This window comes from Sphingomonas sp. BL2, assembly GCF_056680015.1.
In genome coordinates this window covers 2,083,969-2,105,831 of sequence record NZ_CM155261.1, presented here as the reverse complement: position 1 = coordinate 2,105,831, position 21,863 = coordinate 2,083,969, and the positions used below count along the sequence as shown (strand labels likewise).

The 21,863-nt window shown below is 63.8% G+C and carries 17 protein-coding genes, 1 tRNA gene and 3 pseudogenes; 16 read left to right on the top strand and 5 right to left on the bottom strand.

The window, feature by feature from the left end; genetic code table 11:
• The first annotated feature begins 3 nt into the window (after positions 1-3).
• Together nth and AC1ME3_RS09745 are read left to right on the top strand one after the other, a co-directional pair.
• Positions 4-705, top strand: coding sequence for an endonuclease III (nth, locus tag AC1ME3_RS09750; RefSeq protein WP_480953010.1), 702 nt, complete (start codon positions 4-6; stop codon positions 703-705).
• 51 nt (positions 706-756) lie between these two features.
• Positions 757-833, top strand: a tRNA-Arg gene (locus AC1ME3_RS09745).
• 61 nt (positions 834-894) lie between these two features.
• Here AC1ME3_RS09745 and AC1ME3_RS09740 read toward each other — a convergent pair.
• Positions 895-1,341, bottom strand: a complete 447-nt coding sequence (locus AC1ME3_RS09740) for a hypothetical protein (RefSeq protein ID WP_480953009.1) — start codon at positions 1,339-1,341, stop codon at positions 895-897.
• Positions 1,342-1,489: 148 nt separating this feature from the next.
• Between AC1ME3_RS09740 and AC1ME3_RS09735 the strand changes: the two genes are divergently transcribed.
• Both AC1ME3_RS09735 and AC1ME3_RS09730 read left to right on the top strand, forming a co-directional pair.
• On the top strand, positions 1,490-2,179 hold the full coding sequence (locus tag AC1ME3_RS09735) for a dihydrofolate reductase family protein (protein WP_480953008.1): 690 nt from the start codon (positions 1,490-1,492) through the stop codon (positions 2,177-2,179).
• Between the two features lie 151 nt (positions 2,180-2,330).
• Positions 2,331-3,314, top strand: a complete 984-nt coding sequence (locus tag AC1ME3_RS09730) for a bifunctional helix-turn-helix transcriptional regulator/GNAT family N-acetyltransferase (protein WP_480953007.1) — start codon at positions 2,331-2,333, stop codon at positions 3,312-3,314.
• Between the two features lie 188 nt (positions 3,315-3,502).
• On the opposite strand, the gene AC1ME3_RS09725 is transcribed toward AC1ME3_RS09730, so the two are convergent.
• Together AC1ME3_RS09725 and AC1ME3_RS09720 are read right to left on the bottom strand one after the other, a co-directional pair.
• On the bottom strand, positions 3,503-3,886 hold the full coding sequence (locus AC1ME3_RS09725; protein WP_480953006.1) for a hypothetical protein: 384 nt from the start codon (positions 3,884-3,886) through the stop codon (positions 3,503-3,505).
• Positions 3,887-3,918: 32 nt separating this feature from the next.
• A complete protein-coding gene (locus AC1ME3_RS09720) occupies positions 3,919-4,797 on the bottom strand; it encodes an SDR family oxidoreductase (RefSeq protein ID WP_480953005.1) in 879 nt (292 codons plus the stop codon).
• Positions 4,798-4,914: 117 nt separating this feature from the next.
• On the opposite strand from AC1ME3_RS09720, the gene AC1ME3_RS09715 reads away from it, so the two are divergent.
• The 5 genes and pseudogenes from AC1ME3_RS09715 to AC1ME3_RS09695 form a co-directional block, all read left to right on the top strand.
• Positions 4,915-5,784, top strand: coding sequence for a LysR family transcriptional regulator (locus tag AC1ME3_RS09715; protein WP_480953004.1), 870 nt, complete (start codon positions 4,915-4,917; stop codon positions 5,782-5,784).
• 156 nt (positions 5,785-5,940) lie between these two features.
• Positions 5,941-7,221: a DEAD/DEAH box helicase gene (locus tag AC1ME3_RS09710; protein WP_480953003.1), complete on the top strand. Its 1,281-nt coding sequence runs from the start codon at positions 5,941-5,943 to the stop codon at positions 7,219-7,221.
• A 541-nt stretch (positions 7,222-7,762) separates the two neighbouring features.
• Positions 7,763-9,196 (top strand): M10 family metallopeptidase C-terminal domain-containing protein, encoded by a 1,434-nt coding sequence (locus AC1ME3_RS09705; protein ID WP_480953002.1) that lies wholly within the window; start codon positions 7,763-7,765, stop codon positions 9,194-9,196.
• Between the two features lie 31 nt (positions 9,197-9,227).
• Entirely contained in the window at positions 9,228-10,400 is a 1,173-nt protein-coding gene (locus AC1ME3_RS09700; protein WP_480953001.1) for an alpha-hydroxy acid oxidase, read from the top strand.
• A 149-nt stretch (positions 10,401-10,549) separates the two neighbouring features.
• Positions 10,550-10,765: pseudogene (locus AC1ME3_RS09695) on the top strand (hypothetical protein); the annotation flags it as partial.
• A 530-nt stretch (positions 10,766-11,295) separates the two neighbouring features.
• Here the strand turns inward: AC1ME3_RS09695 and AC1ME3_RS09690 are convergent.
• Positions 11,296-12,165 carry a MipA/OmpV family protein gene (locus AC1ME3_RS09690; RefSeq protein ID WP_480953000.1) on the bottom strand — a complete coding sequence of 290 codons (870 nt, stop codon included), beginning with the start codon at positions 12,163-12,165 and terminating at the stop codon, positions 11,296-11,298.
• Between the two features lie 149 nt (positions 12,166-12,314).
• On the opposite strand from AC1ME3_RS09690, the gene AC1ME3_RS09685 reads away from it, so the two are divergent.
• The 5 genes from AC1ME3_RS09685 to AC1ME3_RS09665 all read left to right on the top strand — a co-directional run bounded on the left by AC1ME3_RS09685 (position 12,315) and on the right by AC1ME3_RS09665 (position 20,036).
• A complete protein-coding gene (locus AC1ME3_RS09685) occupies positions 12,315-13,181 on the top strand; it encodes a LytTR family DNA-binding domain-containing protein (protein ID WP_480952999.1) in 867 nt (288 codons plus the stop codon).
• Positions 13,181-13,828 carry a TetR/AcrR family transcriptional regulator gene (locus AC1ME3_RS09680; RefSeq protein WP_480952998.1) on the top strand — a complete coding sequence of 216 codons (648 nt, stop codon included), beginning with the start codon at positions 13,181-13,183 and terminating at the stop codon, positions 13,826-13,828. The genes AC1ME3_RS09685 and AC1ME3_RS09680 overlap by 1 nt, the downstream gene beginning before the upstream one ends.
• A gap of 708 nt (positions 13,829-14,536) precedes the next feature.
• A complete protein-coding gene (locus tag AC1ME3_RS09675; RefSeq protein WP_480952997.1) occupies positions 14,537-15,595 on the top strand; it encodes an efflux RND transporter periplasmic adaptor subunit in 1,059 nt (352 codons plus the stop codon).
• Entirely contained in the window at positions 15,592-18,642 is a 3,051-nt protein-coding gene (locus AC1ME3_RS09670; RefSeq protein WP_480952996.1) for an efflux RND transporter permease subunit, read from the top strand. The genes AC1ME3_RS09675 and AC1ME3_RS09670 overlap by 4 nt, the downstream gene beginning before the upstream one ends.
• Positions 18,639-20,036, top strand: a complete 1,398-nt coding sequence (locus AC1ME3_RS09665) for an efflux transporter outer membrane subunit (RefSeq protein ID WP_480952995.1) — start codon at positions 18,639-18,641, stop codon at positions 20,034-20,036. The genes AC1ME3_RS09670 and AC1ME3_RS09665 overlap by 4 nt, the downstream gene beginning before the upstream one ends.
• A gap of 69 nt (positions 20,037-20,105) precedes the next feature.
• Here the strand turns inward: AC1ME3_RS09665 and AC1ME3_RS09660 are convergent.
• Positions 20,106-20,204, bottom strand: a pseudogene (locus AC1ME3_RS09660) (IS5 family transposase); the annotation flags it as partial.
• Positions 20,205-20,503: 299 nt separating this feature from the next.
• Here AC1ME3_RS09660 and AC1ME3_RS09655 point away from each other — a divergent pair.
• Both AC1ME3_RS09655 and AC1ME3_RS09650 read left to right on the top strand, forming a co-directional pair.
• Positions 20,504-21,039 (top strand): annotated as a pseudogene (locus AC1ME3_RS09655) (IS3 family transposase); the annotation flags it as partial.
• A 94-nt stretch (positions 21,040-21,133) separates the two neighbouring features.
• Complete coding sequence (locus AC1ME3_RS09650) at positions 21,134-21,424, top strand: hypothetical protein (RefSeq protein ID WP_480952994.1); 291 nt, start codon at positions 21,134-21,136, stop codon at positions 21,422-21,424.
• The last annotated feature ends 439 nt before the right edge of the window (positions 21,425-21,863 follow it).

The window sequence follows — 21,863 nt, the reverse complement described above, 5'->3', positions numbered from 1 at the left end:
GGCGTGAAGAAGGCCGACGTCATCGAGTTCTATGCGCGTCTGGCGAAAGCCGATCCGCACCCCGAGACCGAGCTGGAATTCGTCAATCCGTACACGCTGGTCGTCGCGGTCGCGTTGTCGGCGCAGGCGACCGACGTCGGCGTGAACAAAGCGACGCGCGCGCTGTTCCGTGAGGTCGATACGCCCGAGAAAATGGTGGCGCTTGGGCTCGACGAATTGAAGCGCCACATCAAGACGATCGGGCTCTACAACACCAAGGCGAAGAACGTCATCGCACTCTCGCAGATGGTGATCGACGATTACGGCGGCGAAGTCCCCAACGACCGCGCCGCACTCGAACGCCTGCCCGGCGTCGGGCGGAAAACCGCGAACGTCGTCCTCAACGTCGCATTCGGCGCGGAGACGTTCGCGGTCGACACGCACATCTTCCGCGTCGGCAACCGCACCGGCCTGGCCCGCGGCAAGATCCCGCTCGCGGTCGAACTGAAGCTCGACAAGGCAACCCCGCAACCGTTCCGCCTGCACGCGCATCACTGGCTGATCCTGCACGGCCGCTACGTCTGCAAGGCGCGGACGCCCGAATGCTGGCGCTGCATCGTCAGCGATCTGTGCGCGTACAAACCCAAGACCCCGCCGCCGAAGAGCAAATCGGCAACGCCTGTATCGCCGGACACGCTCACCGAACCGACACCCAAGGAGCCGTGAACACGAAAACGTCTGGCGCACCCCGTTTCGCTTTGCTAGGCGAGCCATCCGGCACCCGTAGCTCAGCTGGATAGAGCGCTGCCCTCCGAAGGCAGAGGCCACTGGTTCGAATCCAGTCGGGTGCACCATGACTTTCCCAAATTACGGTTTACCGTCCCCTTACCGCGGACGTCGTGAAATCCGAATGGGTCAACCCGAGCCAAGCCATTTCCTGCTGTGCCAGGCGCGATACTGGACGCTGTCGCCGAAGCGCCAGAAGCGGGTTTCGCGTTCGGTGCGGCCGGCGCGGACGAGCGTCCAGCATTCGCCGTCCGGCAAATCGACGATGCGATGGATGTGGTTGGCGTCGACGCGGTAGGTTTCGCCGGGCACGCGATGACAATGCTCGCTGTGCCAGCTTCCGTCCGCGTTCAGGTGGAACACTTCGTCGACATAGCCGCCGTCGAGTATCTCGGTCTCGAACGACCAGGGATGATCGTGCGGAGTGGCGTGCGGTTCCGGATGCTTGAACCGATGAAGCGCGCGTCCATCGTCCAGGTGATATTTGGTAAAGGCGCGCGACATGCGTTCGATGCCGACGATCCTCGTGCCTTCGGGCACCCGTGCAGCGGCTGCACGTGGCGGTCTCAAGCTCACTGTCCACTATCCTTCCCTCAACACTGAGGGGACGCGCGGTCGGCTCCGCTGCCGACGCGGTGGAACGATACCGGATGCTGCGTCGCTTTGACACCGCTGCGTCGGTCGAAACGATTGATGCTGCCCGAACCATGCGAGAGGACGCCTGATGAAGCCGCACGTGACCTGCCTGATGATCGCGTCCGTCGATGGCCGCCTGCATCCCAGCCGCTATACGACAAGCCCCGACGGGACCCGCGAGGAGTGGAGCGCAGTGTACGAGCAGTTGCACGACGCCATGTCGGCCGACGCCTGGCTCGTCGGGCGGGTCACGATGGCTGAAATGTCGAAGGCCTTCGCGCATCCCCCCGCCGTTGCAGGGCCCGTGACGCCCCCCGTCCACATCGCGGCCACTGCGGACAGCTACGCAGTCGCGGTCGACCGGTCGGGCAAGCTGCATTTCAACAAGGGCGATATCGGCGGCGATCATGTGATCGTGCTGCTGGGTAACGACGTGCCGGACGCGCATCTAGCAGAGCTTGCCGGGGATGGCGTGTCCTACGTCGTGGCCGATACTGCAGAGATCGATCTGGCCGCCGCCCTCGACGCATTGGCAGCGCATTTCGGCATTCGTCGGTTGCTGCTGGAGGGCGGTGGCGGGATCAACGGATCGATGCTCGCAGCCGGGCTCGTCGACGAGTTCCAGGTGCTGATCGCGCCTGCGCTAGATGGCGGTGACGGCGTGCAAGGCATTGTTACGCACGGTGCCGACGGTCTGGCCGGGACTGTGAAATTAGCCTTCCGCGCTGCGAAGCCAATGCCGCACGGCGCCGTCCTTTTGACTTACGACGTTCGGTAGGTGTGTGCCGCCACGCGATCGCCTTTCGCCAGCCGGCACGTGTCTTTTGCGGGGCGCCTCGAGCGAACGATACCTCGATATCGATTATCACTTCCGTCCCCGCATATAACACGGTATATATCGTGTTATAGGATTGTGGTGGAGAGTGAGAATGGCGGACGTGTTGGCAATCGAGGGCGCGGTCATGTTGGGCAGCCGTCTGAAAAGGTTGGCCGAGCGATTGCAGGCGGGTGCCGAACGGATCGCAGTTGATTGCGGACTGCCGACCCAGCCGAGCCAGATGCCGCTCCTTACCGCGCTCTATCGCCAAGGCCCGATGACGGTTGGCGAAGCGGTCAAGATCCTGGGTATCAGCCAACCGGCCGTGACCCGGATGCTGACCCGGCTCGTCGAGATGGAGCTGATCGAAACAAGCCGCGACGTGCGCGATCAGCGCAGCAAGACGCTGTCGCTCAGTGCCAAGGGCAACGCGGCGATGGACCTGGCCACCACGGTGCTGTGGCCACGCCTGCGTGCTGCCGTGAACGAAGTGTGCGACGCACCCGCGCTGCTCGACCTGATCGAGGCGACCGAGCGTGCGCTTGCCGATCGCCCGCTGGATCAACGCCCCTCCGGCGGTCTTGCGATCAGGCGTTTCAGCGATGCACTGGCGGAGGACTTCTACCGCATCAATGCCGAATGGATCGAAGCGATGTACCAGCTGGAACAGACCGACATCGACATGCTTCGACATCCACGGGACCGGATCATCGCGCCGGGCGGCGACATCCTGTTCGTCGAGGATCCGACCCTTGGCATGGTCGGCACCTGCGCGCTGCTGAAAACCGGCGATCGTCAGTTCGAACTGACCAAGATGGGCGTGCTGCACAGCGCGCGCGGCAGGAAGGCCGGCGAATTCCTGCTGCACGCGATCATCGCACGTGCCGAGGCATTGGGATGTGACCGCCTCTATCTGCTCAGCAATGTCAAAAGCGCGGCGGCGATCCACCTGTATGAGAAGCTCGGCTTCGTCCACGACGCCGGGATCATGGAGGAGTTTGGCAAGCGTTACGCGCGGTGCAACGTCGCGATGCTCTATCGTCCGTCCGGCGCCATGCCGACATGCTCGGGCCCGGGCCCGGGCCCGGCGTCATGAACAAGGGTTCTCAGCCGTCGACAAGGCGATGCTGGAATGGCAACGCCGCTGGTGTCGCCGCCGCCATCGTGAACCCGTGCCACACCATACCGCGCCGCGAGTCTAGGCGTGCGCAGGTCTCGAATTGGCCGGTGAACGGTAAAGAGGCTTTGTTCCCCCACGCCCCTGCCCGGCCGCGGCACCGACCGTCAGCGCACGAGCAGCTGCCGGCCTGCGGCATCGGCCGTGTCCTCGGGTCGCGTGTTGAAGGCGATCGCAGCCCTAGGTGCGACGGTGTGGACGAGGTTCACCACGGTCTCGAACAGGCCGAGATTCCTGGAAGGCAGTCTCAGGCCGGCACCGATCACCACGCAGTCATACGTAAACTGGCGCAACGCCGTTTCGAGCATGCCGCTGCCCGCGGCATCGGGCGTGATCATGCAGGTATCGCCCTGCCATCCGCGTTCCCGAATTTTCTCGACCGCAATGGCGATCCCGGCATTGATCTTGCCGGCGTCGAAACCGGTCGGCAGTGACGGATCCGAAAAGTCCACGGTCTCGGACTTCTGGCCGACGAACAATATGCTGGTCATGGGACGTCTCCTTACGAGTGGTCGTGGCGAGGTCAGACTGTCGCCCAAGCGGCGGCGGTGACCGTTGCGAAGTCGCGATACGAACTCGGCGGGTGACCGAGCAGGGTCGTCAAGCGTGCGATATCCTCGTCGGTGGCGGCCGCGCCATCCTGCTGATAGCGGTGCATCATCAGCCGCATGTCATAGGCGAGCCACGCCGGTCCAAACGCTTTCAGTCGCTGTTGGAGCGCATCCAGGTCGTTGCCGGCATAGCCGATCGACCGGTCCAGCACTGCGCTCCACAACGCGGTGATCGTCTCGTCGGTGAGCACGTCCGGACCGACCAGTTCATACGTCTCGCGCGGCAGCGATACGCTCGACTGTTCGCGGCGTAGCAATTCCTTGGCGGCGGCCTCACCGATGTCGCGAATATCGACCATCGAAATGCCCCTGCTGCCGATCGGCATCCCGTACACCCCGCCGCCTAGCAGCGCGTCCTTCTGTCGCACGTCGTTCTGCATGAAATAAGCAGGGCGCAGGATCGTGACGGGCAAATCCGAGGCGTGGATCATCCGCTCGACGGTTACCTTGCTCGCAAAGTGCGGCACGTTGGCATAGGCTTCGCCCTTGAACACCGACAGGTAGACGATCCCCTTCACCCCGGCCGCACGCGCTGCATCGAGCGTCAGCATCGCCTGCGTTAGTTCGTCAGGTGCGTTCGGCGCGAGCAGGAACAGCGTACTCACGCCCGTCAGCGCGGCGCGGACGCTGTCGATATCCGAAAGATCGCCTTTCACCGCAGCGACACAGTCCGGAAAATGTGCGTTCTCGGGCGTGCGCGTCAGTGCGCGAACCTCTGCGCCGTGCCCGTCGAGAAAAGCCAGCACCTGTGTACCGATGGTGCCCGTGCTGCCAGTTACCAGGATCGTCATTGCCTAACTCCTTGATCGTGAGGACAGCGCCGTTGCCGCTGAACACAAGATAGATGTTCCGAATGTGCAAGGAAGATGGCATTGTCGGGACGCAACGTCTCGATAATGGAACGATTAATGGACCTGTCCGCACTGGCCGACTTCAATCTCGTCGCCTTCCACGGCGGCTTCGGCCTTGCGGCGCGCGCAACCAACCGTTCCAAGGCAACCTTGTCGCGCAAGGTCACCGAGTTGGAGGCGCATCTGGGCGTCCGGCTGATCGATCGCGGTTCGCGGAGCTTGCGCCTGACGCCGGAAGGACGCGCGTTGCACGAGCGGACCCAAGGCCCCCTCGCCGAGATCGCCGAAGCCGAGCACGACGTCGCCTCGGGCGCATCGGTGCCGCGTGGCACGCTCCGGATAAGCGCGCCGGTCGTGCTCGCGCATGTCCTGTTGCCACGGGTCGGGGCGGATTTCGTCGAAGCCTATCCGCACGTCGCGCTGGAGATCGTCGCCGAGGATCGCATGGTCGATCCGGTCGCGGACAATTACGATCTGGTCATACGGATCAATCCGAACCCGGATGAGCGTCTGGTCGGGCGACGCATCCTCGAAGACGAACGCCTGCTGGTTGCATCGCCCGACCTGACCCGTGAAACGCTGTCGGAACCAGAGGCGGATGCGATGACCGTGCCGGCTGTCGGGCATATCGCCACCTCGTCGGATTCGCCGTGGCGGATCAGGACCGATCAGGGCTTGCGCGTGCTGATGCCGCAGATGCGGTTGCGCTTCTCCTCGTTCCTGATGGTACAGGACGCCGTGCTGGCAGGCGCAGGCGTCGCGCTGATGCCGAAGCTGCTCGCCGCGCAGAATATCGCGGCCGGCAAGCTCGTCGTATGGGGCGTCGATGACGGCCCGAAGGTCGAGATCTGGGCCCTCCAGAACTCGCGCCGACTGTCGAGCTCGAAGATCCGCGCGTTTCTCGAAATGCTGACGTCGATCGCGTGACGGGAACCGCAAACAGGGTTTGGCACGCGGACGATCCTGCCACCGCTTGCTATCGCACATTGACGCAGTGCAGCATTTTACCTAACAGCGCGCGCTCTCAATAACGCTAAGCCCGACCAGGCGCAGCCTCGCTCAGCGCTGGAGGCGCCACTTACCATGACCATGACTTTCGCCGATCTTTTACTGACGCCGTCCTTGCTGCAGGCGCTCTCGGAAGAAGGCTATACCAGCCCGACGCCGATCCAGGCGCAGTCGATTCCGATCCTGCTCGAAGGTCGTGACGTGCTCGGCATGGCGCAGACCGGTACGGGCAAGACTGCCGCCTTCGCACTGCCGTTGCTGCACCGTCTCGCAGCCGATCCACGCCCGGCACCCAATGGGGGTGCACGCATCCTCGTGCTCGCGCCGACCCGCGAACTGGTGTCGCAGATTGCCGCCGGCTTCGAAAGCTTCGGTCGCCATATCAAGCCCCGCGTCATGACGATCTTCGGTGGGGTAAGCCAGTTCCACCAGGTCAAGGCGCTCGAGGATGGCGTCGATATCATCGTGGCGGCACCTGGACGCCTACTGGATCTGATCGAGCAGGGCCTGTGCGATCTGTCGCAGCTCGAGGCGCTGGTCCTCGACGAGGCCGACCAGATGCTCGACATGGGTTTCGCCAAGCCGATCGAGCGCATTGTCGCGACGCTGCCCACGGATCGTCACACGCTGTTGTTCTCGGCGACGATGCCCAAGTCGATCGCCGCGCTGGCGGATAGCCTGCTGCGCGATCCGGCTAGGGTCGAGATCGCACCGCCATCTACCACCGTCGATCGGATCGACCAGTCGGTAATGTTCCTCGACGCGGCCGACAAGAAGGCGGCGCTGCTGGCGCTGTTGCAGACGCCGAACATGGGCCAGGCGGTCGTCTTCACGCTACAGAAGAACATCGCCAACGACGTCTGCGCCTTTATCGGCGAGGCGGGCATCACGGCCGAGGCGCTCCACGGCAACAAGTCGCAGGGGCAGCGCGAGCGCGCGCTTGACGCCTTCCGCGCGGGCACCGTGCAGGTCCTCGTGGCCACAGACATCGCGGCACGCGGCATCGACGTCGATACGGTGACGCATGTCTTCAACCACGACCTGCCGAGCCTGCCGGAAAGCTATGTCCACCGGATCGGCCGGACCGGACGCGCCGGCCGCAGCGGCTTCGCCATCACCTTGTGCGATGCCGAGCAGCGAGCGTGGCTGCACGACGTCGAGCGGGAGATCGGTCGCACGCTGACCGTGCAGGACGATCACGAATGGCATTGCGAAGTCGCTCGGCACTCGACCAAGCGCGCGCCCGTGCTCGGCGGTGGCCCCGTCAAGCAAGTGAAGGCGCCGAAGGAGCGCGTCCGCAAGGTGTGGACCGAGGAAGAGAAGCTCGCCGCACGCATGGCGGCCAAGGCCGCCTGAGGGCACCAACCTTTGGCGCGGTCCCGATACCGTCTCGGCCCGGAGGGGGCTGTAGGAAGTGGCAGCGCTTTCGCCCCTCCAGCACCGTCTCGTCAGCGAACACCACTCGCTGAGACGTCTGACCGAAAAGTAGCGGATCTTACGACCGCGACTGCTCGCCACGAGCTGTGGTCGAGAGACGGTCTGCTGAAGAATGTCATGCTGGCGATGCTGTTGCAGGGACACCATCGATGACGCCCCGCGGAGAGCTGGTCGAGAGGCTAAGGTGACAGCGAAGGTAGTAAGCGCCTGTAAAACTTACCTTTGAGGCGGCCGTCGTGTTCCGCGATGGCTATCATCCACCGAACAGCGGGCGGGTCCTCCACAAGCACAGTCATGCAGCCGCGGGGCACAGTGAATAGTCTCGTCGCTCACCGTCGCACGCGCGCAGAATGCGATGGCTCCCGCGGCGTCCGAGTCGCGAGGGCGATGCGTCGGGACCTCGCCTACCCCTGCGTTTGCCATGCCGAACATCGGCAAGGCATTACGGCGTGGGAGAGCGATGGTGAAGAAGCTTCTGCTGCCAGTGGCGATCGTGGCGAGCGCGGGGTTGGCAATGGCCGGAACCCTCACCCTGTCCGCGCGATCGGGACTTGAGCCGGGGTCGGCGCCAATTCGCATCGTCAGCGGCGGCGTCGATGCATCGGTAGCCACGCCGCCACCCACCGCCTCGACCGCATCAGCCCCGGAAGCCTGTGCTGCGCTCACCAACTCCGCCGGCTCGACCGAACCCGCACCCGGGACGACCAAGTGCGGTCTACCCAGCCATGTAACCTTGCAGGATCGCGTGTGGTTCGGCGCCTATTGGCAGTTGCTCACCACGCCGATCATCCTCGGCGGCGGCTACGTCAATGCGCGCGTCGAACGGACCAGCGACGGCGACTTCTTCGACGGCATCGTCGACAAGGTTGACGGCAATGGTCAGGTCACGGACGTCATCCTCGCCTTCGCGGGCGCGCAGGGGCTCGACGCCGTCCAGGGCGAGTCGGTCCTCGCCGGCATTCCCCTCGACGAGGCAGCACGCGCGACCCAGGTCTACGAGCGGCTGCTGAACGACCCGCGCTACGCCAATGCTCGCATTCACGTCACCGGGCATTCGCTGGGCACGGGTTATACTCAATATATCCTGGCCTATGCGCTCAAGATGCACGGCGTGGCCGCAACCGACGCGCGGTCCGACTTCCTCGCATTCGGCGCGCCCAACTGGCTCGCCTCGGCCGCAGCGCACTTCGGGGTCGACCCGGAGTTGGCGGCGGCGCGCATGGTCGACTTCACCGCCGCGAACGATCCGGTACTGCTGAACGGCGTAGTGCGGATCGGCATCAACAATCATCTGCCCGCGTTCACCGGGCTGCCGGGGCTCGGTGCCGCGATCGACGTCATCGGCGCGCACTGGCCGACCACCTACGCCGCCGCGCTCGGTCTGCCCGACTGGCTGTCGGCGGCCGACCAGACGGCGGCAACCAACGCACTCAGCGCACAGTTCAAGACGGGCGATTCGATCTCCCCCACCAACGGACCGGCGGGCGGCATGCCGCTCACGGTCGACGGCAGCGACAAGGCCGAATGGGTCGCAGGACTGGCGGGCGCAGACCGGCTGATCGGCCATGGCGGCGGCGACGTGCTGACCGGCGGGGCTGGCGCCGATCGCTTCGTCTATCTCGATCGCAACGATAGCGGCACCTCGCCAGACGGCGAAGATCGGATCACCGACTTTTCGCAGTCCGAAGGCGATCGCATCGATCTGTCGGCGCTCGCCGTGCCGCCGCTCAGGTTCATGGGCACGGCACCGTTCACCGGACCAGGCCAAGTCCGCATAGCGTTCGAAGGCGGTGCCACGCTGGTGCTCGTCAACCTGGACGGCGACCCGTCGCCAGAGTCGATTATCCGGCTGAGCGGCACCGTCACGTTAACGTCCCGAGACTTCATCCTGTGATAGCCGTGATACGGCAGAAAAGCGCACAACCATGACGCGACTTCGACGGGCGAACAATGTTGCCGACCTGCGCCTGATGGCGCGCAAGCGGCTGCCGCGTCCGATCTTCGACTATATCGACGGTGGCGCCGACGACGAGGTATCGCTGCGCCGGAACGTTAGTGCGTTCTCGCACTACGAGTTGGTGCCTGACGTGCTGAACGACGTCTCGGCAATCCGGACCGGCACAACGCTATTTGGACAACCATCGCGCTGGCCGTTGATGCTTTCGCCGACCGGGCTTACCCGGATGTTCCACGGCCATGCCGAACTCGCCGTCGCGCGCGCTGCCGCGCGGCACGACATCCTCTACAGCCTGTCGACGATGGGAACGACGCGGCTGGAAGACCTTGCCCAGGCATATGCCGGGCCGAAGGTCTTCCAGATCTATATCTTCAAGGATCGCGGCCTGACGGCGGAGTTCGTCGCGCGCTGCCGGGACGCAGGTTTCCATGGGCTGGCGCTGACCGTCGATACGCCCGTCGCCGGCAACCGCGAGCGCGACCGTCGCAGCGGACTGTCATTGCCGCCAAAGCTGACGCTCAAGTCGTTGCTGAGCTTTGCGCGTCACCCCTCATGGTCGCTGCCCGCGCTGACAGGATCGAAATTCGATCTCGCGAACGTCAGCCACAAGATCGACGTACTCGCGTCGGGTCCGATGAGCCTGTTCGACTATATTGGCGGCCAGTTCGATCGCTCGGTCGGTTGGCGCGACGTCGAATGGCTCGCACGCGAGTGGAACGGGCCGCTCGCGATCAAGGGCGTGATGACGCCGGAGGACGCGCGCCGGTCGATCGCGTCGGGCGCAACCGGCGTGATGGTCTCCAATCACGGCGGTCGCCAGCTCGATGGCGCGCCCGCGCCGATCGACCAGATCGCCGCGGTACGCGACGTCGTCGGCGATGCGCCGGACGTCATCTGCGACGGCGGCATCAGGCGCGGCTCGGACATCGTGAAGGCGCTGGCGCTGGGGGCTACCGCCTGTTCGATCGGGCGCCCCTATCTGTACGGCCTGGCAGCAGGCGGGGAGGCAGGCGTCGACCGCGTTCTGACACTGCTCACAGAAGAGTTCGAGCGGACAATGACGCTCGCCGGCGTGAACGATGTCGCTGGCCTGTCCCGCCGCCACGTTCGGGTTCGCGGAAACCTGTGCGATCCGACGTAGCCCTAGTACGAAGCCGATCGCAAATTGCGATATTCGCTGAGCGTTCGAAAATGTCGTTTGTGTTTGCGACCCTACGCGATGATCTAGCACGCTCGGCTTGATGGTCGTCCGGACCGTGGCGATCTACTTGCATGGTGCGCGTTGTCTGTATCCGCCGATTGCTGATTATCGGTGCAATGTCGCGGTTGAACTGGATGGGACGCAAATACATTCCAGAAGACTCGTGGCTAGCACGAATTACATCGCCGAAGCCGCGGATGCTCGTGGCGATCACCTTAGCCAACAAAATGGCACGGACGATGTGGGCGATGCTGACGAAATGCGGATTATCGAGTTCCGGCACAGGCAAGAGCAGCATAACATAATGCTGCAAATTCTGCCTGAGGCCAGATAAACGGGAGTGTAAGAAGGCGACGACCCCAATGGGCAAAACGATCGAACAGATCTGAACCAGAAAAACCAGTTCAGGACTCAGAGCGCTACAGCTCGCCAATGAGATTTGGATCTGATCCGCGGATCACCATACCAGCCAGCGGCTTCTGAATGCCGTCTCAAAAGGCCTTACAGAAGACCGCACTCGATCACTAACCCACACGGTCAGAAACCTCTTGCATCACGGGCGGCAACCACAGAAGTCCTGACCCTAGCGGGTTTGACGGATACGCACAGCGCATGGTCGAGCACCCCAACGCTCCGCGCCCTGCCGCTTCGGCTATTGGCCGCAAGGACAACGACCTTGTTCTCGCAGCGGCCAAGCAGTTGAATGTCTTGCTCCCGTTAGCCGACTTCCTGCGCAACCGTCTACACCATCAGACCCCACGTCGGGCGATTGGCGAGGTAAGGCTATTCTCAGCGCGCGTCACACGTTCTGGCATGGCCAGCCCTCCTCTCAGCATTAAAAGCGGAACGAGAGGGCAAGCCCGCCTATGGCCTGGAGCTCGGAGCCCTCCTTGACGATCGGGCTTTCTCTGGCGTCACCCAGATAGTAGCTCGCGCCGGCGCGAGCGATCAGGCCCCACTTTAGATTAAACTGGTACCCGGCGGTGAGCCCAGCGCCGGCATCTTTGATTCCGCCGTTGGGGCGGTAGGCGGTTAGCCCGGAGCGTGACGCTTCGATCGGCGTGACGCCGAAGAACGCGCGCATGTACTTCTTGTCAGCGAAGCTCGTCTGGGCATCGACGTTGAGGAAGAACTTTTCCGAGCGATAGACCGCGTAAGACACTTGGGCCGAGCCGATGAGGCCGTCATGCCCGTCGTTGACGTCCTTGGTCAAGGTGACGTCAACGGCGACCTCACCCTGACCGTAGCGGTTGCCGCCGAACCGGTAGCCGACGAAGCCACCAAGCTCAACTGCAGAGTCGACGTCGTTGAGCAGCTTCACGCGACCGCTGCCATCCGAGGAGCTGTTGCGCTTTTGGCGGAAGTTGAAGACGGGACCGATCTGCACTCGGCTGTCGCCAAGCAGATCCACACGCGCGCCGAGCCCGCGCAACTGCACCTCGACACCCTTCCACTCGACGTTGCCGATCATGAGTGGAATGAGCTGATACTTCTTCGCGCCGTCGAACGCAGGTACCGCACCGGGCCCGATTGCGAAGAAGCCGTGCGCTCCTCCCTGCGTACGTGCGTTGGCGTCATGCGCCGAGGTCAGGGCCGCTGCTTCCGCCTCCTCGGTCGACGGCACCCCAAGATTCTCCTGAGCATGGGCCGGAGTGATCTGCAGGGCAGCGATGACCAGCGCCGTTGCGAGATGGTTGCGGTTCATTTTCGTGTTTCCCGATGTGGGCGGATCATCGTTGATCGACCGTTCGGCAACTGGACTAGAAAAGCGCATCCGCCGCGCCATTAAGGCTTCGCGGTTGCACAGTTTACTTCGTACATGTACGTCGTACACATGGGGCGGAGCAGTTCACGATGCGCGACTTCGCGAATTTACAGGCCCACGACTGGTGGGCACGGGTGATCGGCCAGGCGGGGGTTGCGATGCTGTTTGCTGGCGTCCTCGCATTCCTTGCCCCGTTCGGCACCTACCAGTTCGACGTGATGGGGCGCGTCGGCTACTGGACCGTGCAGATGGCCGCGTGGCTCGTAGTCTTGCCCTGCGCAGAGTGGCTAGTCTCCCGAATGCAAAGGTTCCGATCGCAGTCGCCGCTCCAACGGCGTATCATCGAGATAGCCATCGGCACGCTGCCCATGATCGTTGTCGTCGGTATTTCGAACAACATGATGGACGGGTGGCTGCCCTACCCGGACGCAGTGCTAGAACTGTTTGTGGCTATCGCATTGCTCGCAGGAGTATTCACCTACGTAGCAGACCGCCTTGTTGGAGGTCTCGTCGGGACACATTCGATCATGGAGCCGGTCCCTGCCGACCCGCCCACTGACGTCGAACCTGCTTTGACCGGGGATGTCAGCCTTGGTGGGGGGCTGCGCCGGGAAGAGCTGCCGTCCGACACGTCCCTGATCGAGCGCCTGCCGGCGCACATTCGCGCCGGCATTATCTGCCTGCAGGTCGAGGATCACTACGTGCGGGTCCACTCCCGTCTCAGCAGCGCGATGGTTCTGATGCGCTTTTCCGACGCCCTCCGCGGCGTTGACCATATCGCCGGATCGCAGGTACATCGCTCCTGGTGGGTTGCGGCCGGCGCGGTCGAGGGACTTCGCAGAACCGGGCGCACCGCACAGCTCACTTTGTGCAACGGCATGTCGGTTCCGATATCGACACCGTATCTCTCCAGTGCGACCATGGCTTGGGGCTCTTTGAATACGAGTGCAGTTTGATGGGGCAAACCGACTTCGCGGAACGCTGGCGGGAAGCACAGGGGTTCGATGCCAGTCGCGAGGTGTTGCGCGACGCCGCCTACGATATCATTCAAAGCAACGGCGTCGAACAGCTGAACATGAGGGGGCTGGCATCGTGCGTCGGTGCGAGCGCCATGGCTGCGTACCGCTACTACCACGGAAAGGATGCGCTGATCGAGGAAATCCGTCTCCATGTCCACCGTAGGTTCGCGATGGCCCTGCAGGAGGCAGGTGCCCAAGCCGGCGATCCGGTTTTGCGTTTCCATAAGATGTGTACGGCCTATCTCGACTTCGCAGTATGCAACGAGCAGGATTATCGTTTGATGTTTGGCAACGCAGCCGACCCGACGACGATCGGGGTGGACGCGGAACCGCGAGCGCCTGCGTGGGAAGGGCTGCTGCGGGTCCTGGAAAGCCTCTACCATCCGGCCCGGCCCATTGACATCATCGACAAGGCATACCTCGTCTGGGGGGCACTGCATGGCATCGTCATGCTGCACCTATCGAGACGCCTGAGCTTCGGACGATCGGTCCAGGAGCTGGCGCAACCCTTGGCCGGCTTCCTCGAGAGGGCGTTAGACATGCCTGTTACGGCAGAGCCGAAAACAACGCTGCTCTCGAGCTAGCTCCGTATTCAGTACGCTGAAGAGGTCGTTCGGCGACAGAACAAGAAGTATTTCCGCGAAAACACGAAACCGCTGCGCCTCTCGCGTTACGTGGAACGACGTTTACGTAGCATTTGGTGAAACGACGAACCTTCTGAAATCAAAGGCGGTGCATCGGCCTACTCAGGATCAACGGCTCCTTTCGAAGACGGGAGATGCCTCGACTGCTGATCCAGAGGTGACGATGATGGCCGACCTGTTCCGCGATATCACGACTACCGAACCATAAACTCGGCGACATGAGCCCGTTGGAGAGGACGGTAATCCTGCTCGCCGCTCGCCCGTGCGAGCGTGCGATGCCCAGGCAGAAGCCGGCGTGGTGCTGGCGATGGATGTTCGGCCATCCCGCGCCGAAGCCGTTGGCCAACGCACGCCTTGAGGCGCTTCGCCGGCTTGCGGCATGCATCCATGCCTCACCCTCCCGGCAAGCTCCCGAGGACGTGATAGATCTCTGCCGTGACAGCGGCTGGAGCCCGGATAAGATCGACGGGATTGTCGCCTTTATCCGCGGTTCTACCAGCCAGTCGGCGAACGGCGCACGACCGGCGGTCGTGACGACAGCAGCGCCCTCCCGCCCGCTCCTGAGCACCGCGTTGCTGCCCCTCCCCCTCTTGGAAAAAGAATTGAGACCATGGTTTCTGTATTGCCGTGCCCCGCTGAGCAAGCGGTATGATTGGCCTAGTTCGCCGACGCCGTTCAAGCGCTGCCGCTGCCGCCATTAGCCTGGCTTGCCTTACGGGCTGCGAGGCAGCCGATCCAGCGTCCGATGCGCTCCGGGTAATCCCCGTCCAGACCGCAACGGCTCAGCCGATCGGCGGTTCGCGGTCGGTGATCGCGTCGGGCACGGCAGCATACGACCGCGAGGCTACGCTATCGTTTCGCATCGCCGGCGTGATCGACATGCTCTCAGTCAATGTCGGCGATCGCGTCAACGCCGGCCAGTCTCTCGGCCGCCTCGCCGGAACCGACGTGGCGGCGCAACTGGCGGGTCGGAAGGTCGAGCTTGAACGTGCACAGCGCACGCTGGCGCGGCTCGAATCGCTGTCGTCCACCGGCGCGATCGCGGCCTCGGAGGCGCAGGATCAACGTGACATCGTCCGCCAGGCGCGCGCCGCCGTTACCGCTGCTGGATACGACGGACAGTCGGCGGTCCTTGCCTCCCCCTTCCACGGCATTGTGCTGGAGCGAGTGGCGCAGATCGGTGAGACGGTGTCGGCCGGAGGACGGGTGCTGAGAGTGGCGGACACGCGCTCCGCCTTCCTCGTGCGGGTGCCGCTGGCGCCGATCGATGCCGACAAAGTCAAGCCAGGTGCCACCGCACACGTCAGCTTCGGCGGCAAACCGCCGGTCGCCGGACAGGTTGTTCGTCTGCAGCCGCTGGTGAACAGCGCGACGGGAACGCGGATGGCTGAAGTCCGCGTCGTAAGCGCGGCAGGGCAGAGCGGAGCCGTCGCCACGGTCAGGATCGCCACCGTCGATCGGAACGAGCGGGAGCTTGCTGTCTCGATACCGGCCGAAGCTTATGTGCCCCGTCCCGGGGGGCGGGCAGGCGTGTTCACCATCACGAACGAGCGCCGCGCAGTCTTCCACCCGGCGCGGCTCATCCGGTTCGAGGACGACGCCGCGATTGTCTCGGGCCTGCCGCCTCACATTCTGGTCATCACCGCAGGCGCCGGTTACCTCAAGAATGGAGACGCGTTGCTGGTCGACGAGGGCGGCAGGCCATGAGCTTCAACCCCGCCGCGCTCTTCATCGAGCGTAGCCGCTTCACGCTGGTACTGATTGGCCTGACGATTGCCATCGGCCTGACCTCCCTGTTCACCATAGCCCGGTCGGAAGACCCGCAATTTCCGGTGCCGAACATGAGCATTCGCGTCGCGATGCCCGGTGCCACGCCAGAGGACCTCGAACAGCTGGTCGTTCGACCTGTTGAGGACGTGCTCTACGGCATCGATGATCTGACGGACGTGACGGTCAGCGCGACGGACGGCGCCGCCACGATCCAGGCCGAGTTCGACTGGTCGAGCGATCCCTACCGAAAGTATGACGAAGTGGTACGCGAGGTGACCGCGCTTCGGCCGACGCTGCCTGACGGCGTTACCCGGCTCGACGTCATCCGCAACCGCACCAGCGAGACAGCCCTTTTTGAGGTCGCGCTGGTCAGCGACCAACTGCCTATGCGACGGCTGGAGAAAGTCGCGGACGATCTGCGCGAGGAGATCGCTCGGATTCCCGGCATTCGCCGCGCCGATTATTGGGGGGCACCGTCGATCGAAGTTCGCGTCGCACTCGACCTCGGCCGAATGGCCGAGCTGCGCGTGCCTGCCTCGGCGATCACCGACGCCCTGACCCGCGCAAACGACGAAACCCCGATCGGGTCGGTCAACGCCGGCAAGCGCCGCCTGATCGTCCGAACAGGCGGGGCTTTCCATTCCCTCGATGACGTGCGGAGGGTGCCGGTGTTGGCGCAGGGCGGCTCGGTAATTCGCGTTGGCGATCTGGCGGGCGTGGGATGGGCCACGGCCGAGGCCGAGCACGTAACGCGCTTTAACGGCCATCGCGCCTTGCTGCTGACCGCGACAGCCAGGGAGGGCGCCGACGTCGGCACTATCACTGATGCCGTCCAGGCCAAACTCGCCGCGTTCGAGCGGCGCCTGCCCGGCAGCGTCAGGATGGAGCGCGGCTTCCTTCAGGCGCACAACGTCGATGCGCGGCTGAACGGGCTCTACCGTGACTTCCTGCTCGCGCTCGCCATTGTGGCGCTCACTCTCCTGCCGCTGGGTATGCGCGCCGCTGGGGTCGTGATCTTCGCCATTCCGCTGTCGCTTCTGACCGGCCTCGCGATCATCCAGCTGCTCGGCTTCGGCTTGAATCAGCTGTCGATCACCGGCTTCATTCTGTCGCTCGGACTTCTCGTCGACGACAGTGTCGTGGTCGTCGAGAATATCGCCCGCCGTCTTCGCTCGGGCGAGGATCGGGTGACAGCCGCGATCCGCGGCACGGGCCAGATCATGCTGGCAATCGCCGGCTGCACCGCGTGTCTCCTGTTCGCCTTCCTACCCCTTCTCGCGCTGCCTGAAGGGTCCGGTGCATTCATCCAGTCGCTGCCGGTGACGGTGATCGCCACAGTCACAGCTTCCTTCGTCCTGTCGCTGACCGTCATCCCCTTTGTCGCCAGCCGCTGGCTCCCGCTGCACGAGAAGGAAGAAGGCAACCCGGCGCTCCGGCTTGTGAACCGGGGCATCCGGCACTTCTATGCGCCGGTGCTCCACCGCGCGCTTGATCGGCCAGGTGTCAGTCTTGCCATCCTGGGTGCGCTGTGCCTTCTGATTGCGCCACTGATGACGGCAATCGGCACCAGCCTGTTCCCGTCCGCCGACACGCCCGAGTTCCTGGTACGCATCGAGCTGCCGCAGGGCGCCTCCATGCCGGATACGGACGACGCTTTGCGCCATGTCGAGGCGCGCTTGGCCCGCACGCCGGAAGTCGCATGGTACGCAGCCAATCTTGGCCGAGGCAACCCGCAGATCTACTACAATGTCCGCCAGCACGACCCAGACCCCGCTTTCGCCGAGGTCGCCGTGTCGCTTAGATCGTGGCACCCCGGCACGTCAGACACCCTGATGACAACCTTGCGGCGCGAGTTCGCAAACTATCCGGGTGCGCGGATCACCGTGCTGAACTTTGTCCAAGGTCCTCCTGTCGGCGCGCCTATAGAGATTCGGCTGGCGGGTAAGGATCTATCAGTCCTCCAGCGCCTCGCCGCCCGCACCGAGCAAGCGATGCAAGGGACGCCCGGCATCCGCGATGTCGACAACCCGGTGCGGGTCGACCGGGCGGACCTGGCACTCAAGGTCGACGAGGGTAAGGCCGCCCTGCTGGGCGTACCCGCTGGCGCCGCGCGCGAAGCCGTGCGGATCGCGCTGAGCGGAGCCGTCACGGGTCGGCTCCGCGACAGCGAAGCGGACGACTATCCCGTTCGTGTCCGTTTGCCGATGGGCGAGCGCAATCCCGTCGAGGCGCTCGACCGCATCTATGTGCCGTCAAGCGCCGGTGCCGCGGTGCCGCTGCGTGCGATCACCAGCCCCGTAATCGAGACAGCGCCCGCCCGGGTCGACCGCTACAACCGCGAGCGCGTCGTCATGCTCACCGCCTATGTCCAGCCCGGCCACCTGACGGGCAACGTCACCGCTGACGCGTTGGCGCGCGTGCGCGCTCACGTCGCGATGCCGCCCGGCTATACCTTGAGCTTGGGCGGCGAGGCGGAGGAGCAGGAAAGCGGTAACTCCGGCATGATGTCCGCGGCAATTGTTGCCAGTCTCGGCATCCTGGCGATCCTCGTCATGGAATTCGGGCGCTTCCGGCTCGTGGCGGTCGTGGCAAGCATCATACCGCTCGGGCTTCTCGGCGCGGTGTTGGGACTATGGCTGACCGGCAATTCGCTCAGCTTCACCGCGATGATCGGGCTCATCGCGCTCATCGGCATCGAGATTAAGAACTCGATCCTGCTCGTCGACTTTACCGAACAGCTCAGAAAGGATGGCGCGACCATGCGCGACGCAATCGAACAGGCGGGTGAGATGAGATTCCTGCCTGTGCTGCTTACATCGGTCACGGCGATCGGTGGCCTCTTGCCGCTGGCACTGGGGGGCTCCGGCCTCTACGCGCCGATGGCGATCGCTATCATCGGCGGCCTGATCTCGTCGACCGTCCTGTCTCGAGTGGCGACCCCGGTCGTTTACCTGCTGCTCGCTCGTACCGGCGCGACTGCGTGACGCCGCGGCTCGCCTCGACGCTGGCGCCAATTGCGCTGCTGGCCGGCTGCACGGTCGGTCCTGATTATCGCATGCCCGAGTTCACCATGCCGGCAGCGTTTCGCAGCGCACCGATTGCCGCGCCGCTGGACGACAAGCCCTGGTGGACGACGTTCGGCGACGCCCTCCTCGACGATCTTGTGAGCCGAGGCCTGAAGAGCAACCTCGACATCGAGGTCGCGCTGGCGCGCGTTGACCGTGCCCGGGCGGCGGCCGGAGCGGCACGCGTTGTACAGTTGCCCGCCGGTGCCATCGACGGCTCCGCGATGCGTGCCCGGCAGTCCCTCGAGGCGGGGCTCGGCCAGCTTTCCAGGTATGTCCCCGACATCGAACGCACGCAGGATGCGTTCGCGCTAACCGGTGGCGCCAGTTGGGAACTCGACCTTGCAGGCGGTTTGCGCCGTGGACGCGAGAGCGCGGCTGCCGATCTCGCGGCTGCCGCAGCCGATTCGCGTGCCGCGCGCCTCACCGTCGCCGGTGAAATCACGGACGCCTACCTGCTACTGCGTGCGCTTCAGGAGCAGCGCGACATCGCTATCAAACAAGCGGAGGTGGCCCACAAGCTCGAAGAACTCGTGCGAATGAAGTTCACGCGCGATGTCGCCTCCCGCCGCGAACTCGACGAGGCGAACACATCCGCGATTTCGGTACGTGCGCAGGTTCCCTCGTTCGACGCCGCGATCGACGGGCAACTCAATCGCCTGGCGGTACTTGTCGGTGAGATGCCGCAAGCCGAACGTCAAGGTCTCGATGTGATTGTTCCATTGCCGACCGCTACGCTGACATCGATCGGCACTCCCGTCGACCTGCTGCGGCGTCGACCCGATCTCATCGCAGCCGAGCGCCGGCTCGCAGCCAGTAACGCCAGGATAGGTAGCGCGCTGGCGGAATATTACCCGCGCTTCACGCTTTCCAGCCTGCTCGGCTTCCAAGGCAATAGCATCGGACAGTTGTTCACCGACCGTAGCAGCATCCTCCAGGGCGGATTGGGTCTGCGTTGGCGCATCTTCGATTTTAAACGGATCAATGCGGAAATAGCGGACGCCCGCGGTGCCGAACGAGAAGCGCTGGCCATCTTCCGCGGCGCCGTGCTGCGAGCGGCGGAGGACGTTGAACGCGCCGTGGCGGCCAAGCAGGCAGCCGAGCGCAGGATCGCGCTGCACGGTAAAGAGCTCGCTGCGTCAAAACACGCTGGCGTGCTCGCGGTGCAGGCTTACGAAGCTGGGCACATCGCTCTCATTGAGGTGATCGAGATTGATCGACGGTCGCTTCAGGCTACCTTGAGCTTAGCGCTAGCGCGCGCCGATGCTGCGCGCGCTGTAGCCGCTACCTACCGCGCAATCGGAGCTTCGTAATCGTCCCGGGCGAGTCGACCAATCATAGACGGCTTGGGAAAAAGGTTTCCTAGGCTCACGACTCATTGATTATAGCCAGAAGATTGCAGTGGCGGCGAGGGCGACGGCGGAGAAGAAAACCGTCGGGCACCGACCGTAGCGAGTGGCGACGCGGCGCCAGTCCTTCACAGGTGGTTCGGAAATCTGCACGGTGGGGACAAGTGGATTGCCGATCTGACAGCGGCCATGCTGGCCACGAGGAGGGGGCAAGATGAGCAAGCGACCACGCCGGAACCACAGCCCGGCGTTCAGGGCGAAGGTGGCACTGGCCGCCGTGAAGGGCGAGAAGACGCTGGCCGAGCTGGTGCAGCAGTATGACGTGCATTCCAACCTCATAAATCGATGGCGGGCGCGGTTGCTGGAGGGCGCCGTGGACGTGTTCGGCGCCGAGCCGGCAGCGGCCGAGCCGGCAGTCGATGTGACAAGATCCCTACCTGCTGCGCAAGCTGGCGGTGACCCGGCCCAACCAGGTCTGGGCTACCGACATTACCTACATCCCGATGGCGCGCGGTTTCGTCTACCTCGTCGCCATCGTCGACTGGTTCACCCGGCGGGTGTTGGCGTGGCGGGTGTCGATCTCGCTCGATGCCGAGTTCTGCATCGAGGCGCTGAGGGAGGCGCTGGAGGAGGCGCTGGCCCGCTACGGCAGGCCGACCATCTTCAACAGCGATCAGGGCTCGCAATTCACGAGCACCGCGTTCACCGCCGTCCTCCTCCTGCATGAGAGATCGCCATCAGCATGGACGGGAAAGGCTGCTGGCGCGACAACGTGTTCGTGGAGCGCCTCTGGCGCTCGGTGAAATACGAGGAGGTGTATCTCAACGCCTACGCCTCGGTCCCCGAGGCTCGCGCCGGCATCGGCCGCTACATCGGGTTCTACAATGCCGTCAGGCCGCACTCCGCGCTTGGCGGCTGTACGCCCGACCAGTTATACTCCGCACAGCCGCTTCTCGTAGCGGCATGATCAACCAGCGGCAGTCCACTTATCCAAGCCGCGAGCCTGTTCAGATAAGCCGAGCCACTTCGGTGAGACAACGCAATATGCGCTCGAACCCTCGATGGACGTGACCGTCACCGTCGACGTCATAAAGGGCCGCATCGTATCCATGCCGCGTGTAGAGTCCCCGACGCAGATCATGGTGCTGGGACAGGCCGGGTCGCTCGAAGAGGCCTTGAAGTCCGCTAGCACCGGCATGATTCAATGGCTCCGCCAAGACTATGGTATGACAATATTGCAATTGGCGCAGGTGCTGGGAACCGCCGTACAATACAGCATGCTGAACCTTGCGGGCCGCGGCGTTGGCGTCGCCGCTCGGATCGATAAACTGGTGCTGCCCGCTGCGAAATAACTGAAAGCATCCGTCGGTAGACATAGCTACGACTATGTAATGCAAAGCGTTGCATTGAAATATGACGGGATTTCCGGTGGCGGTCGGCTCCTTCCCAGAAAGGGATGACCGGTGAGACAGCCGGGTTTCCCGGTCCAGCAATTTCGAAGCCGATCCGGGTGTTCTACCATCGAAAATTGAGCGACAAGATTTTGGCATGTTGATCGTTGGCGTTGCGGTAAAACATGATGATATGTGGGATGGAACCACCCCCGAGCAAAAGAAAGCGATCCTAAAAGTGATCGCAGATTGCATGACGACCATCTGGCGTGTTGATTGCCTAACACCGTTCCAGCGACGGAACCAATAACGGGACAGTCGCTTAGGTGATCGCGCTTAGAGCCGTCCGGTGCACCCCTTTCCTAAAATCTGTTCCCAATTCCTGTTTCCCGAAATAACC

What these genes read in the sequence shown, in the direction of transcription:
- AC1ME3_RS09735 (WP_480953008.1), top strand. Translation starts at nt 1,490, where the DNA reads ATGAAGCCGCACGTGACCTGCCTGATGATCGCGTCCGTCGATGGCCGC.
- AC1ME3_RS09730 (WP_480953007.1), top strand. Translation starts at nt 2,331, where the DNA reads ATGGCGGACGTGTTGGCAATCGAGGGCGCGGTCATGTTGGGCAGCCGT.
- AC1ME3_RS09725 (WP_480953006.1), bottom strand. Translation starts at nt 3,886, where the DNA reads ATGACCAGCATATTGTTCGTCGGCCAGAAGTCCGAGACCGTGGACTTT.
- AC1ME3_RS09720 (WP_480953005.1), bottom strand. Translation starts at nt 4,797, where the DNA reads ATGACGATCCTGGTAACTGGCAGCACGGGCACCATCGGTACACAGGTG.
- AC1ME3_RS09715 (WP_480953004.1), top strand. Translation starts at nt 4,915, where the DNA reads ATGGACCTGTCCGCACTGGCCGACTTCAATCTCGTCGCCTTCCACGGC.
- AC1ME3_RS09710 (WP_480953003.1), top strand. Translation starts at nt 5,941, where the DNA reads ATGACCATGACTTTCGCCGATCTTTTACTGACGCCGTCCTTGCTGCAG.
- AC1ME3_RS09705 (WP_480953002.1), top strand. Translation starts at nt 7,763, where the DNA reads ATGGTGAAGAAGCTTCTGCTGCCAGTGGCGATCGTGGCGAGCGCGGGG.
- AC1ME3_RS09700 (WP_480953001.1), top strand. Translation starts at nt 9,228, where the DNA reads ATGACGCGACTTCGACGGGCGAACAATGTTGCCGACCTGCGCCTGATG.
- AC1ME3_RS09690 (WP_480953000.1), bottom strand. Translation starts at nt 12,165, where the DNA reads ATGAACCGCAACCATCTCGCAACGGCGCTGGTCATCGCTGCCCTGCAG.
- AC1ME3_RS09685 (WP_480952999.1), top strand. Translation starts at nt 12,315, where the DNA reads ATGCGCGACTTCGCGAATTTACAGGCCCACGACTGGTGGGCACGGGTG.
- AC1ME3_RS09680 (WP_480952998.1), top strand. Translation starts at nt 13,181, where the DNA reads ATGGGGCAAACCGACTTCGCGGAACGCTGGCGGGAAGCACAGGGGTTC.
- AC1ME3_RS09675 (WP_480952997.1), top strand. Translation starts at nt 14,537, where the DNA reads ATGATTGGCCTAGTTCGCCGACGCCGTTCAAGCGCTGCCGCTGCCGCC.
- AC1ME3_RS09670 (WP_480952996.1), top strand. Translation starts at nt 15,592, where the DNA reads ATGAGCTTCAACCCCGCCGCGCTCTTCATCGAGCGTAGCCGCTTCACG.
- AC1ME3_RS09650 (WP_480952994.1), top strand. Translation starts at nt 21,134, where the DNA reads ATGGACGTGACCGTCACCGTCGACGTCATAAAGGGCCGCATCGTATCC.